We start from the raw sequence: 17696 nt of genomic DNA, 5'->3' as shown, positions 1-17696 counted from the left end.
GGTTTCGCCGAAACTGGTCATTGGTGGACTTGCGATCCGAGGTCATGCCGCTTTCGATCAGCGCTTTGCTCGCGCCATCAAGCCACGAGAATGCATCCACCAGATCAGTTCATCGAACCAGTGGTCGCTGGTAGCGCCCTTGGGCTTCAGATCGAACCCGTGTCCGCCGCGCTCATAGATATGAAGCTCAGCGGCAGCGCCCGCCTTCCGCCAGGCGGTATAGAGCTGGACAGGATCATTCGGTGTGAACTCGTCGTCCGCGGCTCCGGCAATGAACGCGGGCGACGCATCGGGAGGAACCGGCGTGCGAAGCCCGCCATAGATCAGGCCGACAAAGTCGGGCCGCGAGACCTTGTCCCCGATGGCGAGATTGGCTGCAAGGAATGCGCCAGATGAAAAACCGAGGAAACCAATCCGCTTGGCGTCGATGCCCCATCCAGCGGCATGTTGCCGCACGATCAACATGGCGCGTGCACCATCCTCCACCGCATGCTCCTCGCCCGCGAAAGGTGGCACTTGCTCCGGAACACCGTTTCTGGCGCGCGCCATGATGCCCTCCATCTCCTTCATATGGATTTCGGGCATGTGCATCGCGTCCTCGGGACTTTTGATGGTGCGGTATTTGAGCACGAACGCGGTGACGCCCCGCTGCGCCAACTGACGGGCGATAGCCGTCCCGCCAGCCTCGTAGGCCAGACCAACGAACCCGCCGCCCGGTGCGATGATGACCGCCGTGCCGTTGGTGCTTCCGGCCTCGGGACGAAACACCTCCAGCGTGGGTTCGCTGACGTTGAAGATCATCGTCTCGCCGGTTTCGAGGGTGTCCCGCGATTCCGGGACTCCCAGCGAAGCGACTGCTCCCTTCGCATAGAGCGGAATGATCTCCCCGCCTGTGGTCGTCTGCGCCATAGCCGTCGTCGCGCCGAGCAGCGCGGCTGCCATCATGAGACCCGCCGCTTTTCCCAGAGGTTTCTTGAAGGTCTCCACCATCAGAGGCGCGCCTTGAGCGTGACGAAGGCCGATCGTGGCTGATTGGGCGAGACGACCGGATAGCCCATATAGCTGTGCGGATCCCAGGCCTTTCGGTTGCCGAGATTGACGATGGATATGCCGAGGGAGAACCGTCCGAGATCATAAGTGGCCTGCGCATCGATCACGGCGTATCCGGGAGCCGCGATGCTGTTGGGCAGCGTCAGTTCTCGCGAGGTGAAGGCGGTGATCCCAGCCCCGAACGACAGCCCCTTTGCAGGACCATTGAGCACCCGATAGCGCGCTGCGACTCGCCCGCTGCTCTTGGGCACGCGGGCAAGCGTATCGCCGGGAGCAATGCCATCGTCCCGGGTGTCGGTATAAGCATAGTTCGCCAGCAGCGAAAAAGCCGGGGTCGGCTCCCACACCAGATCGACTTCCACGCCGCTGGCACGCTGTCGCCCGCTCTGGATGAAGAACCCCACATTGGTCGGGTCGACGGTGACGACATTGTCATGCGTCTGCCGGAAGACCGCGATTGTGCCAGAGAGGCCAGCCTTGGGCAGCGCCAGCTTGGCGCCACCCTCGATACTGCTGGAGGTCTCAGGCTTCGCCGCCTGTGTCCCGATGAACCCGAACGGCGCGCGGAACGCCGTCGCATACCCCGCGAACAGCGCAATGCCAGGAACCACGTCCAAGGTCGCGCCCATGCGGGGCGAGACATGGGTAAAGGTCCTATCGTTCGCTACGCCGAAATTGCTGTTCTCGATGAACTTCAGACGGGTGAGCCGCAGGCCGCCGGTCAGATGGAGGCGGCCATAAGTCGCCTGATCCTGCACATAGGCGGCGAACGTCTCGAACCGGTCATCCGTGTAGCTGTTGACTGGGGTCTGGGGCGTGTAGCTGAGGTCATAAGTTGGATTGGAGAGATCGATTGTACCGGAAGGGCTGTCGCTCACGAACAGGCCCATGGCACTGTAGAAACTGGTCCAGTCGTAGTTGGCGCCAAGTAGCAGCGTGTGTGCGCCGCCAAGCATGTCAGCTTTCACGGCGAGGTTCGCGTCGATGGTCGCCTCCTTCGTCCGATTGACCATCGTGATCGGGAAGACGTCATAGAGCGGCGCCAGAGTGCCGGTCCCGGCCAGGCCGGGATAGACGAAGCTCCCGCTCTCATCGACGTCATTGTCATAATAGCGGCCAGTGACAGTCAGTTTGACGCGATCCGAAAAGGCATGGCGCAGCGTTGCCGTGCCCATGTTATTGTCATTTCTCGTGCGAGGCTGGCCGATCGGCGATCCGGGAAAGGCATTGCGGTCGAGCGTGCCGGCCAGAGCTTCATCAGCGGGCAGGCCGGAATATTCCAGTTGGCGGCGGCGGTTGAACTGCCCCTGCAGAAGCAAGTCGGTATCGGCATCGATCTGGAATGAGAGGCTCGGCTGAATGGACCAGCGCTCGCCGCCGACCTTGTCGATCCAGCTCTCGTTGCTCTGATACTCACCTGCCACCCGTGCCGAGATGCCGGACGTCAACGCGACATTGATGTCGCCAGAGGGGTTCCAGGTCGAAAAGCTGCCGGCGCGCATCGCGAGATATCCGCCCGTCTTGTCGCTTGGCCTTTCGGTGACGACGTTGATGATGCCGCCCAGCGGCGTGCCGAGACCGCCGCCATAGAGCGTCGCGCTTGGTCCCTTGAGTATCTCGATCCGCTCGACGCCGATCAGGCTGCTCGGGTCATAGGCCTGCTGATTGCCCGCGAAGATCGGCAGGCCGTCGAGATAAACCTCTCCCGGAAAGCCACGCAGGATCGGCGGGATAAACAGGTTTTCCTCTGAGCGCGTCGGCGTCACGCCGGAGACGTTGACCAGCGCCTCTCCCAGCGTGCGGCGATCCTGCTCCTGCAGGAGCGAGCGGGTGATGACCTGCACCGATTGCGGCACCTCGATCAGCGGCGTATCGGTGCGCGTCGCTGCGCCCGACGTGGGGACGGCATAGCCCTCGTGCTTTCCCGTGATGACAATGGTATCGCCCGCCCAACTCGGCGGAGCTTCGGCTAATGTTTGTGCGTGAGCTGCGGAGCTCAGGCAACCCAGCGCCACGAGTGCGCAGGTTGCAGTGCCGTCAAGAAAATGTCCGTTCATGATGATACCTTCGATCTTTTGGGGGCGTCCGTGACGACGCTGGCAGCCGAGCGACGCGCGCGGCGCAGCCACCCGGCGGTTAATTTGCGATGAGGTGAGCGGCCGGCGCGGCTCACGAGCCGATCCATGGCAACAGCAGCGCCAGATCGTGCGATAGGCGGCGCCTGCTGGAGGTGACTGGCTCGGCAGGCATCACCATGTGAAGCGCATGCCGCCGAACACCGCACGGCCGGTGCCCGGATTGAAGATCTCCGATGTCGGGCTGGCCGTGCCGGCAATGGCCACCGTGGAGATGTAGCGCTTGTCGGTGAGGTTCCGGCCCTCGACATAGAGCGACCAGCGCTCGCCCAGATCAAACCCGGCCTTAAGGTTCAGCAACGCATAGGGATCGACCGTCAGCGTGTTGGCATTGTCGGCAAAATAATGGCCAGGCGCCCATTCGACATTTGGACCAGCGTAGAAGCCGCTGGGATGCTTGTAGAGCATCTCGGCACGCAGATAATGCTTCGGCACGCCGGGGATGCGATTGTTCCCGTAGATGGCGTCATCGTCGAAGAAGAAGTCGCTGTAAGTATAGGCGGCGGTCAGCGCGAGGCTGCCCCCGGAAGGCGACAGCGGGATCGTGGCATCCAGCCCTGCTTCGATCCCCTGATGCACGGTGCGATCGGCATTGGTGGTGGTGCACGGCGCCCATGGGAAGAGCGTGAGGCACTGCAACTCGTTGCGGATCTCGGAACGATAGAGCGAGACATCCCAACCAATGACGCCGCTGCGTCCGCGCGTACCGATCTCGTAGGTGGTCGCGCGCTGCGCCTCCATGCTCGTGGTCGGCGACGAGAAGATGCCCGCATCGTAGCTCGGCACTTCTGCACTGCGCGAGACATTGGCGAAGAGCTGAACGTCCCGCTGAACGTCCCACAGCAGGCCAAACTTCGGGCTCCAGAGGTCGAAGCTTTGGCGGCCTGATCCCGTGCCGATCCGGTCGCGGCGGTCGCGAGTGGCGTGCAGATACTGGACGCCCGCGATCAGTGCGAGGTTGGGTTGCACGTAGAGCGAGTCCTCGGCGTAGATGGAGAGGTTCTTCGACGTGTCGACCATCGACTGGGTCAGCGCGCCCTTCACTGCGCCGGTCAGGTTGACGAACTGCTCGGTGTCCATTTTGCCGTTGTGGAGATTGGCGCCGACGATCAGCCGATTGCGCAGACTGCCCAGATTGCGATCGTCCACGGCGCGCAGGAACCCGCCATAATCGTCGACGGTGTAGTCGAGATATTCGTAGATCGGGTGATCGACATGGCGCCAGTTGTAGAAGGCGCCGAACTCCAGCACGGTCTGGTCGAGCCGGACCGTCGTCTTGTTCGAGATGCGGACGGACTCGACATTGCGCTGCTGGTCCTGTCGCACCCACTCCGGGTTCGCGGCGCGGGGATTGCCAAGCGCGCTCGCCTTCGAGACCTCGCCGGGAATGCGCTGATTGGTGGAAGCGCCGGTCAGATAGAAGCGCGTCTCGACATCGGGCGAGATGCGGTAGCCGACATTCATGTTGCCGCGAAGGGCATTGCCATCGCTATGGTCGCGATAGCCGTCGATCCTCTGAGCCGAAACGGTCGCGAAATAGTCGAGCGTGCCTGAAACGCCGCCGGTGCTGGCTTTACCCTTCACATAGCCGAAGCTGCCAACGTCGATGCGCGCATCGAGCGGCGCGGCATCGCGGCCGGTTGGCGTGACCAGATTGATCGCGCCGCCAAGGGCATTGGCACCATAGCGCATGGCGTTGCCGCCCTTGAATATCTCGACATAGCGATAGGCGCTGGGATCAACCTCGAAGAAGTCGACGAGGCCATCCGCCGTGTTCATCGGCACGCCGTCCAGCAACAGGGAAATGCCGCGCGCGCCATAAGCCCGTGAGAGCCCCGATCCGCGCACTGAAACGCGGGCATCGTCGCCCATGCGCGGCTGCGTGATAACGCCGGGGACATAGGCCAGAATGTCCTTGATGTGCTGCACCGGCGTGTTCTTGAACGCGGTGTCCGGCACGACCTCCACCCCGCCGGGCGTCCGCTCGATTTCCGCTGCAGCCTGCTCCGTGGTGGGCGTGGCAGTGACGATAATATCGCTCGCCCGAGACGACTGATCGGCGTCTGCCGCCCAGGCTGGAGTGGCCGCAAGAGCAGCGGCAAGCGCGATGATGGATGTCTTCACGATTATATTCCCTTTTTGATTTGAAGATGCTGATGTTCGGGGTCGCGGTCCGCATTGGCCGCACAGCGCGCGCCGCTCTGCGCTGCGGCGGATGGCGCGTGTTCGATGATGTGCAGCCCGAAGGCGGCGTCCGCCCCGCGGGCGGAAAAGCACAGCGCGATGATGGCCCATGTCCGCCGACGGAATCGACGCCATTCCTTTGCTCGCGCATCTGACAGTTTCAGCCAGGCCATCGCTCAGCGCCCTCCTGCTTTGACCAGCGCGGCGGCGACCAGCGGAGCGACCTCCCGCTTTTCATCCAGGCTGAGGCAGCGACCAAACTCGATTGTGCCATCGCGACTGCGCAAGAAAAGCCGCAGGTCTGCTTCGCTTCGTCCTTCGGTGGCGAGGCGCATCCAGTAAGCGGGATATTCGACGATACGGCCCGCACTGTCGCGATGCCTTATGTGACCGTGGTCGAGTTCCAGTGTCTCGCTGGCAGGGCGCGATTTGACATGCCGTTCCAGCGCACAGGTCAGTGCCGCCATGGCCAGCATCGAGAAGGCCGGCACGAGCCATTGGCCTTTCATCGCCGGGGCGAGGCTCGTCACCATGAACAGCAGCGCGATCACGCTGAAGCAGAGCCGTGCCTCCCGCGTGAGGTGCGATCGGTTCTCCTGCATATGCAGGATGAGATGGCGATCGCTGTCGCGATCAGCGAATGGGAGGCTGTCCAGTGCATAACTGGACATGTCCCAGGGCCGTTCCGAAGAACGGTGCAGCAATTGATACATAGGAATATGCTCCGGCAGGGCCGGTGCATGTGCGTGGTCAAACGCTCAGACCGGCCGGTCCGACAAAAACTCAGTCTGTCAGATCAGAGCCGGAGGCCCGCGCAGCGGCGGGCGGAGATGGAAAATGCGCTCGGGGGCCGGGAAGCGCGTCGGCGTGAAGCCGAGTGCGATGAGGAAGGCCAAAGCGGCCGCGAGCAGAGCGGGGCTGGCGCCGGCCATCGACGCCATCGACAGCGAGGAGAAGGCGCAATCGCCCTTGGCCTGCTTGCCGCTCGAATTGCCGTGCTCGCCATCCATGGGAATGACGACCTGCTTTGTGATCGTTTCACCGATCCCATCATGACAGATCTGGATGGTCAGGACTTTGCTGTTTTGCCCAATCATATAGCCGCTTGGGACAAGCGCCTTTATGCACAACGCCGCCATGACCACCACAATTGCCAGGAGGCGATGCCGCAAAAAGAAGGTGCGAAGCGGGAACATGTGGCTGGCCCTTTACTTGCCAGGAACGGGAAAGTCATCCTTTTAGACCCGCCACATCAGAGAGCGCCATCCGGTGAAGTGGTAATTCTAGAGCCGCCGCCATGTCGGACTTTCGGGCTGATGAATGAGAACCACGAAAGGGACATTCTTTCATCTCCGTCTTAATGACGCGAGCTGGGACATTGCTGTCGTTCCCAAGCTGATCATCGAACGGCAGAGTTGGCCAACAGCCGACGTCCGATGGTGAGGCTCTGAGTGGCCATGATGTCGGACAATCCGAACTGTCCGCTTCGCGGCGATCGATGTCGGTAAGTCGCCGCTCGTTCAGGCCGCCCATCGAATGTCGGCAACGCGGGACGATCCGAACAGGCAGCTTCTGGGTGCGCGGGGAGGAAAAGCCGCCGTTGGTTCAGGCGGCGGCCGCAAAATGCCGGCAAATTGGGACGTTATGGACTGCTGTCTTCGGTGCAATCGTAAGAGCTGATTGAATGGGTCTGGTCGGGTTTCGAGCGATTGCGAGCTTTGTCGCCCGCCTTTGACGGCCGTGACCTAGAACGCAGCATCACTCAACTGCTCACCGCTGCGATCGACGATGTCGTTCCGGGTGAGGCGCCTTACTATGTCCAGCATAGCCCGTTCGAACGCGAGACGATGCTACCGGCGCCGGCACAACCGCCGGCCTATGACCTGGCTTTCGTTCTGCGTGCAGATCCCCGCGTAATGTGGCCCGCAGAGGCGAAAATATTGAATTCTCCAAGAGCGCTGGCCGACTATCTCGCTGATATCCGCGACCAGTTCCTGACCTGTCGCTATGCACCCTTGGTGGCCTCGGGCACAATGTTGGGATATCTCTTGGACGGCAGCGAGGAAGAAACGCTCACCAATATTGCTGCTAGGCTGGGAGTCGAATTCGAAGACACTCCGCCCGGCAGTTTGGCTCGTTCACATCGCAGCTCGGTCCATGATCGGACCGTCCCGATGGGCAAATCCTATCCCACGCCATTTCGCTGTCATCATATTATCTTCGGATTTCACGGGTTGGAACGCGAGCGACCACACTTGCCGAGCTAGAGGGCAGGCCTGCACGGTCGTGAGGACAGCGTGCGATCAATCGTCGAACGGTTCCAGAACCTCGCCGCCGCCTCGCCTTATACCAAGGCAGTCGGAGCATAGCCTCAGCGAGGGAACACCGGGCATCGCTTCTGCGCCGTTGACCAGTCGGTAGTCGTCGGCCGGCTCACCGCATGATGAGCATATCTCATCAGATCCCAAGCTCTGTATCGACAGGCGTGCAATCGCACCGAGACGAGGTTCAACGCGATCCACCATCGAGAACCACAGTTGAGAATGCGGAAGGATACGTTCAAGCTCGTTCTTGGCGTCCTCAGGGAAATGGCGCCGCAGCCAAGTCAGAGCCGTCTCGCGGCGCATCTGATCGTTCCAGACCAGGCGCTCATAAAGGGCGACAAGTTGGCCGGTGGTTTCCCGTTTCGATGTGTCAAAGGCCGCCCGGTAGTGCGTTAGGTTCACGGCGTACCGGAAACCGCCGGATTGCGCTTCGCGAATCGTGCTTACGCAATAGCTGTGAAGGCTGTCTCCCTGCACCGCGCCTTTGCCTGCCTCCTCCATCGCATCAGGATCATAGTGCCATGGGTTGATGACGAAGTCGGATTTCCAGATTTCGAGGTAGCCGGACTCTCGATAAGCTCGTGCGATATCGGCATCCCATTCGGGATGAGCCTGAACCATGGCGTCGAGGTCGTTAAAATTCTCGACCGCCGGATCAAGCTGCCGCGCAGCGGTCAGGACAGCATTCTGGCTTTCCTGCATGGCCGCGATCGGATTGGGGCGACGCCGCCATGCGGCGAGCTCACGCTCCGACACGGACTCGCTCATGTCGGCCACCGGAACCAGTAGCGGGCTGTTTCGCAGGTCATCGGGCGTGCAATAATCAGGGTCGGTCACGAGGCGGACGCCAGCATAGGCGTAGGCGCGGGCGACCAGACGGGAGCAAAACATCTTTCTGTCCCTGGGCTTTGGGCCTGGAAGGATCGATCGCGCCGCCTCAAGCTTCGAATATCGCGTGCCGATCTCGGACCTGGCAAGCTCGATCACCGCCGTCATATGCAGAGCGTCGATCGGGTCGCGCAGGCGATAGACGAGCAACAGATCGGCGTCGTTGTAAAGCTCGCGCTGGATGTTGTGTGCCTGGACACCAAAATCGGTCGAGTCGATGACAGACCCGTTCTGGACGCAGACCATCGCATGTGAAACTGCCCCGCTGGTTGCTTTGCGCACCAGCCGACTCGTTTTGCCGCTGTCGGACGTGAGGACGATATCGCCCGGCTTCAGCATTTCGACTCTGATCCGCTTCACGGCTCGGCATCTCTGGCGATTTCAGGCATGGCGCGCGATGCCCCGTCTCGACCGAGCATTCGCCAGCGCGGTCCAGTTGCCAAGAATATCGTACCGCGGCCGTCGCCCTCGGCCAGATAGCAGAGCGCGCATACATTCGCGCCGCCGCCGATGTGCGCATCGATCATGAACTGCGCTGCGGCGAGGGAATGGCCACAGGTTTGGCATTCGCCGACCGCGCCGTTCCAGTAACGCTCTTCCTCTGTCGCAACGAGGCCTTCCAGGCGAGATTCCAGCTCTCGCTCCGCGAGATTGGGCGGATCGTTGACCCACGCCGTGATCGCCTCTTGGAACCCTTGATCATGCTCCATGAACATGGACACGATCTTGTGGACCTCGGGAATATTCGCTTCGATCAGCGCGAAAACGGATCCGCGGATTTTCCTCGGGGAGGCAATTATGGATGAGCCGACGACACGGATTGCTTCGGGCCCGTCTTTGCCCATGCGGAATACAATGTATCGCAACCCGAGATCGTGCATGAGGTCCGCATTGAGTCCGCGATTTTCGCCGAAATGGCAGGCCATGAAATAGGCGAAGGGGTCATCTCCGAAGTGGGCCTCGCGCACACTGTCGAAATCGATGGTCGATCCATCCCACTCGGGAACGCCCATGAATGTCTCGACCGCTGTGGCAACTCGTGCAATCTCCAACCTGAAGGTCGGGACATAGCCAGGATAGCGAAAGGCCGCTCCGGCGATGGAGCGCAGAATATCTTCATTGCTGAAGGCTGCCACCGTGACATTTGCCGGCCCGGTTTTCTCGGCATAGGTCAGAAGGTCGAGGCAGGCATTACGCCATTCCGGATTGAAAAAGAATATGTTCGAAACCGCTGCGCGAAGCGCCGCCATCTGCGGCGGGGATACGGTGCTAGCATTCGAACGAAGCAGGAAATCTGACGCGCCGCCCTGACCAATCAGCTCTTCGATGATCTTGTCGTCCGAAATGATCACGTCGTTGAAGCGGCCGAACCTCATCACCTCGACTTCCGCGAGCGATCCTTCCTTAAACCAGTGTGATGCCTTTTCGGGATGCGAAATTTCCGAATAATCGGAGTCGATGCGCTCAAAAAGTTCATCGTACCCCGGCAACCAAACTGCATCCGCGGCCTCGCCGACGCGGTCTTCCTCTTCTGTAAGATCGGCAATCTGCTCCTCGAATTCGTTGTAGGCTTCAGAACTAAGCTGTCGGCGAAGGCTCTGGCGATACTCTTTCAACGTCAGCTCTTGATGTGCGAAATAAAGGAACACGTTGCCGCGGAGCCTCTCGTCGTTCGCGCGGCACCTCACTAATACGAAGTCTCGAAGGCCTGCGGCTGTCATACGTGCCGCGATGAGCGGCGCGGCCGCATCAGCTTTGCCCCCATCTTCAAATCGCCACAGGAAATGCCGCTTTGAGAACCGGCGCGGGGCTGCTGTAGCGATGGCTTCCACCGGCTCGACGTCTACCGGCCAGCCATTGGCATCCAAGACGATCCGGCCTGCGGACAGATCGAAGAAGGCCGTTTTCTTCATTTCCGAATATGGGACTAGGAGTTCGTGCCACTCCACCGACAAGAGGATGAGGCGATATTCGATGTCCCGGATGAGGTAGCGCTCGCGAAGTAAGGCAGCGTATTTGAAGAGTTCCTGAATGGCTTCTCTGGCCGAGCTATCTGTTCGCTTCAATTCGATTATGACGAGACGACCGAAGGAATCACGGGCGAAAATGTCGAGGAAACCCGCCGCGCCGCGCGCATTCTTGAGGTAATGTTCGCGGCCCACCAAGGTGAGGCCGGCTTCGACCATGTCAAGCCGATCAGCTATGTAATCGCGGAGCAAGTTTTCATTTGGCTGGCCAACGGCCACGGCGCCCTCCTCGTAGTCTATCTGTCCGTTTGCAGGCCCGTTACCACAATGACAACAGCGTCCGCAGGGAGTTGCGAGGCCGCCCTCCATTGCTATTGGTTGCCGGTAACGCAGTTTTCATAAGAAAAAGTGCTCAAGTTCTCCCCAGGAAATCGGGAGCCCCCCCCTGCAATGGTATCTTATTTACTGGAGCATCCAGATCGCGCGGCGGCAATGTCCCAACGCTAGTCGACTATGCCACCCGAGTTGCTGTGAATGTATGTCGCGTTGCGACGGAAAGGGCCGAGCCGGAGGCGCGACCGCGAGGTCGCCGCTCGCAGACCCAGTGTACTTTAACCCTTTACAGCGAGGATATCTCGGGAGAAGCCGGACTTCCGGCTGGCCGATCGCCCGAAGTAGCCAATCTCGACGTCGCACAGACTGGCAACTTTCTTGAGGTTCTTAATGAGGGCAGCCCGCTTCATCGCTAATGCATCATGCTCAAACATGAGATGGTAGAGGGCGGTCCAGAATACGGCAGCTTGAGCGAACCCAATATCCTCTCTGGGACCCACCACCGAAAAAACCTTGGTCGGCGGGATGATTTCGGCCGCCATTTTTTCGTGAATGATACTACACGCTGAGAAAAAAATTCGGCGTCCCGCTACCTGCTTTCCGAGCATCTTAGCCAAGGCGGCGTTTGTCACGTCTTCAAGATTCGTCGTCGTGATGCCTTCATCGTCGGCATGGGCGGAAATGTGTAGATAGCGGTAGTTGGATTTTGAGAACGCCCTCACAGCCTTCGCGAAGTCCTTCCGGTTCCGCACGTATCGGTATGTAGGGTTTTTGCCGTGCAATCTAGCGATGTGAGCAATAATCGGACCTTCGAGGCGTCCATTGCCCTCGTCATCCGGACCTAAAGACTCGATAATGAAGATGTCTGGTATCGTCGTCATTTGATCCTCAGGCTGACCGGGAACTGCGACAGACGCAAGGCCTGTATTGACCAAAACCTCGGACTTGCCGGCAAATTGCTGAACGAACGAGAGTTATCAGGTAGTGCATCCCCGCGACCGAAAGACCGAATTTGGAGCGGAATGCTGTGGTAGCCTCGGTGGATCCAGCTCAAAGCGACGTTTCGCGGCAGGCGCGCATCGGCAGCGCGAAAATTGGATGCGTGGCTTTCGTTGCCGCCGCCGGTGTGCCCGTCATAGCGGTCGGCTTGCTGCCTCAGTGCAGCCATTATCGGCGGAACTGATCAGTTGACTTAAGCGCTCGCGCGTGAACTCTCGCGCCTTGGGGGCAAGATAAAGATCTGGATGGGAGGGGGACGGCGTGCGTCTGGCCAAGTTGAGTATCCGAAACTTCCGTAATTTCCAGGCAATCGACGTGCCCTTGGCGGGCAATGTCGTCCTCCTGGGCGAAAATCGCGTCGGCAAGAGCAACCTCCTCTTTGCGGTACGCCTTGTCCTCGACCCGACGCTTGCTGATTCGGCGCGCCAGCTCAAGCTCTCGGATTTCTGGGATGGCTGCGATTTGGCGGCATCGCCCGAAATCGAGGTCCATCTCGATTTCGCCGACTTCGACGGTGATGCCGCGCTGGTCGCGCTGCTCACCGATTTTCGAACCGCCGCCGATCCCGCTGTCGCCAGGCTGAGCTATATCTATCGCAAGAAGCCCGAGATCGCCGGCATCCCTAAGTCGAGCGAGGATTGCGAGTTCCTGGTCTATGGCGGTAGCGACGAATCGCGCGCCGTCCCGAGCCGGGTGCGCCGCCGCATCGCGCTCGATATGCTCGATGCCTTGCGCGACGCCGAGGGCCAGCTCGCCTCCTGGCGCAACTCGCCGCTGCGCCCTTTGCTCGAGGACGCAATTGCCTCGGTCAGCCGCGCCGATCTCGACGGCGTCGCTTCCGACCTCGAGGCCGCCACCAAGCGGCTCGAGAATTTTCCATCGGTAAAGGCGCTCGAGACAGCGCTGCGCTCGGGCATCCTCGATCTCGCCGGCACCGCCCACGACATCGACGCCCGGCTGCGCTTCGCGCCCGCCGATCCGCTGCGCCTGTTCCGAGCGATCGCACTCTACATCGACAATGGCCGGCGCGGCCTCGCCGAGGCCAGCCTCGGCTCCGCCAATGTCGCGCTTGTGGCGCTCAAGCTCGCCGAGTTCGCCTGGCGCCGCGCCAAAAACGAGCGCAATTATTCGCTGCTGTGCATCGAGGAGCCCGAGGCGCACCTTCATCCCCAGCTTCAGCGCGCGGTGTTCGACAAGCTCTTCCAATCCCCCGATCCCGCACAGGCGCTGATCGTCACCAGCCATTCGCCGACGCTCGCCGCGGCGGCGCCGCTGCGCTCCATCGTCCAGCTGCGCGCGGCGGGCGGCGCTACCCGGGCCTACTCGCTCGCTACCCTCCCGGTCAGCCCCGACGAGCTCGACGATATCGAAAAATATCTGACCGCCACGCGCTCCGAGCTGCTGTTCTCGCGCGGCGTCATCTTCGTCGAAGGCGACGCCGAGGAGACGCTGCTGCCGGTCTTCGCCGACGCGATCGGGCATAATCTCGACCGGCTCGGCATCAGCGTCTGCAATGTCGCAGGTATCCATTTTGAGCCCTATGTGAAGCTCGCGGCGAGCCTCGGGCTGCCCTTTTCGGTCATCACCGACTGGGATCCGCTCGATGGCGCCAAGCCGCCGCTCGGCAAGGCGCGCACCCTCGGCATCTGGGACGCCTATTGCACCGTGACCGGCACCGCGCCGCTGACGCCCGAGCAGCGCGCGCAGTGGCAGGCCGCCGATTTTGCCGGCTTCTGCGCCGGATGGGGCCAGGCCGGTATCTTCCTCAACGACCAGACCTTTGAGATCGCGGTCGCGAACACGCCGGGGCTGCAGGCGGCATTGCTCGATATCTTGGAGGAGCAGGGCTTTGGCGCGATCCGCAAGGCGCGCATCGCTGCCTGGCGCGCCGGCGCGCCAGTCGATCCTGCGCAGCTCCTTGCCATGGTCGCCGACATCGGCAAGGGGCGGCTGAGCGCCAAGCTCAAGAATAAGTTGGCCTGGAACCTGGCGCCCCCCGCCTATATCGCCGGCGCCGTCGGCTATGTAGCCGCGCGTGTCTAACCATCTCGCGCTGGTGCGTGCGCTGGCCGACCTTGCAGGCAACCCCGAACAAGCCGATGCCGTACGCGAACGCGGACACTGCGTCGTGCTCGCCGGCCCGGGCAGCGGCAAGACCAAGACGCTGACCACCGCCATGGCGAGTGCGCTGGTCGAGGATGTCGTCGATCCGCGCGGCGTCGCCTGCATCACCTACAACAACGAATGCGCGATCGAGCTCGAGAACCGGCTTGCGGCGCTCGGCGTGCTGAGCAGCGACCGCAACTTCATCGGCACGGTGCACAGTTTCGCGCTGACCCAGGTCATCATGCCTTATGCCCGGTGCTTCCCGGGCCTGCTGCCTGCGGATTTTCGCGTCGCCACCACCGCCCAGCGCCGGGCCGCGGTCGAATCCGCCTATCTGGCGGTTTTCAACGACCGCTTCGATCCCCATGACCGGTGGAGCTTCGCCGAGGAGAAACGGCGCCGCGACGTCGATCGCAGTCTGCCCGCCTGGCGCGGGATCAATCCCGAACTGGCCGATTTCATCGAGGCCTATGAAGCCGAGCTTCGCCGCCGCCGGCTGATCGATTTCGACGACATGCCGCTGATCGCTTTCGGCATGATCAAGGCGCATCGCTGGATACGCGCCGCGCTGCAGGCGCGCTTCCCGGTCCTGTTCGTCGACGAATATCAGGACCTCGGCCATGCGCTCCATGAACTGGTCCTGCTGCTCTGCTTCGACGGCGGCATGCGCCTGTTCGCGGTCGGCGATGGCGACCAGTCGATCTATGGCTTCACCGGCGCCAATCCGGAGCTTCTTCAGAGCCTCGCGCCCCGCCCCGACGTTCGAGAAATTCGTCTCCGCTTCAATTACCGCTCGGGTGCAAGGATCATCCGGGCGTCGCTCGGCGCGCTCGGCGAGGAACGCGACTATCGCGGCCTCGACGGCGCACCCGAAGGCGAGCTCACTTTCTACCCCGTCATGGGAGGCCATGATGCGCAGGCGGCGGCGATTGCCGAGACCGTGCTTCCCGCGCTGCTTGCGCGCGGCCATCGCCCCGAGCAGATCGCGATCCTCTACCGCGCCGCCTGGCTCGGCAACAAAATATCACACGCGCTCGATGGCAGGGGCGTCGCGCACGTCCGCACCGATGGCAATGCGCTCATCAAGCGCAGCTCGAGCCTCGCCCGCTTCGTTGAGGGCTGCGCCGGATGGGTCACCGGCGGCTGGCGCGAGGCCGACCCGCCTTATGGCCGGCTGCTCGCCCAGGCGTTCGCGCTCGTCTATGGCGGCTGCGCCAGCGACGCCGAGCAGGAGACGGTCTCTCGCCAGCTCATCGCCTTCCTGCGCAGCAGCATTGATGCGGGCGAGACGACGCATGCCTGGCTGCAACGTCTCTGCCGCGAGCTGGTCGCCCCATGGCGTGTGCTGGCGCGCAACCCCCAGCAGGAATGGGAGATCTGCTCCGAGATGGTGGTTAAGACCGATCCCGCGCAGGACAAGGACATGCCGCTCAACGTCTTCTCGGGCCGTATCGAAGGCACCGGGCGGCTCAGTCTCAGCACCCTGCACAGCGCCAAGGGGCGCGAGTTCGACGCGGTGGTTCTCTACGGGATGAACGCAAGCGACATCCCGAGCAATCGCGACAGGAAGTCCGCCGGGGCGCTGCGCGAGGCGCGCCGGCTCTTCTATGTTAGCGTCACCCGGCCGCGAAAGGAGCTCGCCATCGTCTATCAGGAAGGCCATCACTCGCCCTGGGTCGCCGAGCTCTACAAGCGTAGCCAGCAAGGGTGACAATGCCATGAGCACCGACCACCACTTTCAGGCGCGTGACATCCTCACTCCGCTCGCCGACCCCGGGACGCCCAGACGACATCACGGTCACTCGGACGCGGTTACGAAATCGGCCCAATCTCGCTGGCCAGACGGCGTGCTGAGTAATAAACGTACGACCGCTAACGGAAAGCCGATTTGGGCTCCGGAAGGTCGGCTTTGTTGGCGAAGTCGGTCGTATCTGTGCGCGCTGGCTGAGTTCAAGGGATTAAAAGAGCTATGCTCTGCCATGGGTAACGGCAGCAGAAGCTGACATGCTATGTCGAGCTGCGCCGCTCGGACATCCGCAGCTGCATTTGCTCTGACAGACCCCATTGTTGTAGGTAATTGAGCACCCGAGGCGTATCGTGTTTCTGATCGGTGATCTTGCGTCGCCGCGGAGCGCTTCAGGCCATGCTCGTCACAATCTTCGCCCCAAGCAACGTTCATCTGCTGGAAATAGCCGGTGTACGAGACGCGCTGTTTGAAGCGAATTGCAAAATGGGGTCCGGTAATCGCTATCGCGTCAAGCTGGTGACAGAACGGGGCATGCCGGAGCAAAGCGCCTCCGGCATCGTTTATCTGCCTGACGCCAGCATCTACGACGAGACAGAGCCGTGCGACACTTTGATTGTAGCAGGGCCATATGGCGTCCCGTCGCCCCAAAGCGAAGCAGTTAATGAGTGGTTGCGGGAGCAGTCACGGCAGTCCCGGCGTCACGGATCGACGTGCACCGGGGCCTTCTTGCTGGCTCATGCCGGATTGCTGGCGGGTCGTCGTGCGACAACCCACTGGGAGTATGCTGCACGCCTTGCCGCCGACTTTCCGGACATTTTGGTAGAACCCGACCTCATCTTCGTGCGCGACGGACCAGTGTTCAGCTCCGCAGGGGTAAGCGCAGCGATAGACCTCGCATTTTCGTTGATCGAGGAGGATCACGGGCGGGCACTGGCGCTTTGGGTGGCACGGCGGCTGGTCGTCTTCTTGAAGCGACCCGGCGGTCAGTCGCAATTCAGCGCACTGTTGACCGCACAAACTGTTTCCAACAGCCCGATCGACAAGATAAGACTTCACATCCTCGAACATCCCCGCGCGAAGCTGACCCTTGAAACCCTTGCAAAGATTGCTGGCGTAAGCTCGCGCCATCTCTCCAGGCTGTTCCGCGCCGAACTCGGCATGAACCCAATCGCATATGTCGAATTGACCCGGATCGATATTGCGCGACGACTGCTGGAAGAAAGTTCCGCTCCGATAAAAGCGATTGCCTACACTGCCGGGTTCGGCTCGACGACTACGCTCAGACGGGCATTCCTGCGCAGGATGGGCGTCACGCCCCTGGAGTATCGCATGCGCTTTCACAGCAGCGGAGGCGGAGAGCCGATCAACGTCGAAAGAGCCGCTATTCTGTCCTGAATGGTCGCATCAGCGAAGTTGAAAACAGCGCTGCGGGACGACATCGTGGTGCCAAGAGGCGATGGCAACTCGTTCCCGCAGGCTCACGATAAGTGAAAAGACATAAAGCGCGGCAGTCTCGCCACCCCAGCGTGGAGATTTCAGCAAATGATACAAAACGCTGTTGAGCAATGGCAAAATGTTCCGCTCCGCAAGGACTCTCTTTTCGATACCTACTTCCACACTTTGTCGCATGATCTCAGGACACCGCTCACCCACATCACGGGATTTGCTGAGCTTCTCAAGCTCGATGGAAACCTTGGGGCAACCCAGCAGGAATATGCCTCTGCAATCGTGTCGGCATGCAGCGAGCTGCAAAATACGGTCCTGGCGCATCTTCGCCTTATAGAAAGTAGCCTTCAGGCTGCATGTCAGATGCCTCCGCTTGCTGACGACGCGTCTTCGCCCGCACCTCAGAGCGACACGTAAATCCAAAAATATCTTTACCGGATATCGCAGCTTGGTGACCCGCTCGACCAGGCCACGAGACGTTTGCCGTACCCCGACGAAACTGGCGTCGATTTGTCTC

General features: G+C 61.3%; 14 protein-coding genes. 5 read left to right on the top strand and 9 right to left on the bottom strand.

All coding sequences use genetic code 11. The features are described 5' to 3' along the window. Positions 1 to 57 precede the first annotated feature (57 nt). The 6 genes from M2341_RS06665 to M2341_RS06640 form a co-directional block, all read right to left on the bottom strand. A complete protein-coding gene (locus tag M2341_RS06665) occupies positions 58 to 990 on the bottom strand; it encodes an alpha/beta hydrolase (protein ID WP_264584688.1) in 933 nt (310 codons plus the stop codon). After that, positions 990 to 3107 (bottom strand): TonB-dependent siderophore receptor, encoded by a 2118-nt coding sequence (locus M2341_RS06660; protein ID WP_264584687.1) that lies wholly within the window; start codon positions 3105 to 3107, stop codon positions 990 to 992. Before M2341_RS06660 ends, M2341_RS06665 begins: the two co-directional genes overlap by 1 nt. A 192-nt stretch (positions 3108 to 3299) precedes the next feature. Continuing rightward, positions 3300 to 5309 (bottom strand): TonB-dependent receptor family protein, encoded by a 2010-nt coding sequence (locus M2341_RS06655; protein WP_264584686.1) that lies wholly within the window; start codon positions 5307 to 5309, stop codon positions 3300 to 3302. A gap of 2 nt (positions 5310 to 5311) precedes the next feature. Further along, positions 5312 to 5542: a hypothetical protein gene (locus M2341_RS06650; RefSeq protein WP_264584685.1), complete on the bottom strand. Its 231-nt coding sequence runs from the start codon at positions 5540 to 5542 to the stop codon at positions 5312 to 5314. A 3-nt stretch (positions 5543 to 5545) separates the two neighbouring features. Further along, positions 5546 to 6040, bottom strand: a complete 495-nt coding sequence (locus M2341_RS06645) for a DUF2244 domain-containing protein (protein ID WP_264584684.1) — start codon at positions 6038 to 6040, stop codon at positions 5546 to 5548. Positions 6041 to 6160: 120 nt separating this feature from the next. Continuing rightward, positions 6161 to 6565: a DUF2946 family protein gene (locus M2341_RS06640; RefSeq protein ID WP_413715297.1), complete on the bottom strand. Its 405-nt coding sequence runs from the start codon at positions 6563 to 6565 to the stop codon at positions 6161 to 6163. Positions 6566 to 7087: 522 nt separating this feature from the next. On the opposite strand from M2341_RS06640, the gene M2341_RS06635 reads away from it, so the two are divergent. Further along, a complete protein-coding gene (locus M2341_RS06635) occupies positions 7088 to 7636 on the top strand; it encodes a hypothetical protein (RefSeq protein WP_264584682.1) in 549 nt (182 codons plus the stop codon). A 36-nt stretch (positions 7637 to 7672) separates the two neighbouring features. Here M2341_RS06635 and M2341_RS06630 read toward each other — a convergent pair whose 3' ends face one another. From M2341_RS06630 to M2341_RS06620, 3 genes are all read right to left on the bottom strand, one after another. Next, complete coding sequence (locus M2341_RS06630; RefSeq protein ID WP_264584681.1) at positions 7673 to 8920, bottom strand: YiiX/YebB-like N1pC/P60 family cysteine hydrolase; 1248 nt, start codon at positions 8918 to 8920, stop codon at positions 7673 to 7675. Between the two features lie 17 nt (positions 8921 to 8937). After that, on the bottom strand, positions 8938 to 10827 hold the full coding sequence (locus tag M2341_RS06625) for an endonuclease NucS domain-containing protein (protein ID WP_264584680.1): 1890 nt from the start codon (positions 10825 to 10827) through the stop codon (positions 8938 to 8940). A gap of 332 nt (positions 10828 to 11159) precedes the next feature. Further along, positions 11160 to 11762, bottom strand: coding sequence for a hypothetical protein (locus tag M2341_RS06620; RefSeq protein WP_264584679.1), 603 nt, complete (start codon positions 11760 to 11762; stop codon positions 11160 to 11162). Positions 11763 to 12141: 379 nt separating this feature from the next. Here M2341_RS06620 and M2341_RS06615 point away from each other — a divergent pair, with 379 nt between their 5' ends. The 4 genes from M2341_RS06615 to M2341_RS16480 all read left to right on the top strand — a co-directional run bounded on the left by M2341_RS06615 (position 12142) and on the right by M2341_RS16480 (position 17596). After that, complete coding sequence (locus tag M2341_RS06615) at positions 12142 to 13923, top strand: ATP-dependent nuclease (protein WP_264584678.1); 1782 nt, start codon at positions 12142 to 12144, stop codon at positions 13921 to 13923. After that, a complete protein-coding gene (locus M2341_RS06610; protein ID WP_264584677.1) occupies positions 13916 to 15697 on the top strand; it encodes an ATP-dependent helicase in 1782 nt (593 codons plus the stop codon). Before M2341_RS06615 ends, M2341_RS06610 begins: the two co-directional genes overlap by 8 nt. A 432-nt stretch (positions 15698 to 16129) precedes the next feature. Beyond that, positions 16130 to 17128 (top strand): GlxA family transcriptional regulator, encoded by a 999-nt coding sequence (locus M2341_RS06605; protein WP_264584676.1) that lies wholly within the window; start codon positions 16130 to 16132, stop codon positions 17126 to 17128. Positions 17129 to 17275: 147 nt separating this feature from the next. Next, complete coding sequence (locus tag M2341_RS16480) at positions 17276 to 17596, top strand: histidine kinase dimerization/phospho-acceptor domain-containing protein (RefSeq protein ID WP_181558473.1); 321 nt, start codon at positions 17276 to 17278, stop codon at positions 17594 to 17596. The last annotated feature ends 100 nt before the right edge of the window (positions 17597 to 17696 follow it).

It is taken from the genome of Sphingobium sp. B7D2B, from assembly GCF_025961895.1.
Taxonomy (GTDB): domain Bacteria; phylum Pseudomonadota; class Alphaproteobacteria; order Sphingomonadales; family Sphingomonadaceae; genus Sphingobium.
The sequence above is the reverse complement of the archived record's forward strand: the minus strand, read 5'-3'. Positions and strand labels throughout refer to the sequence as shown.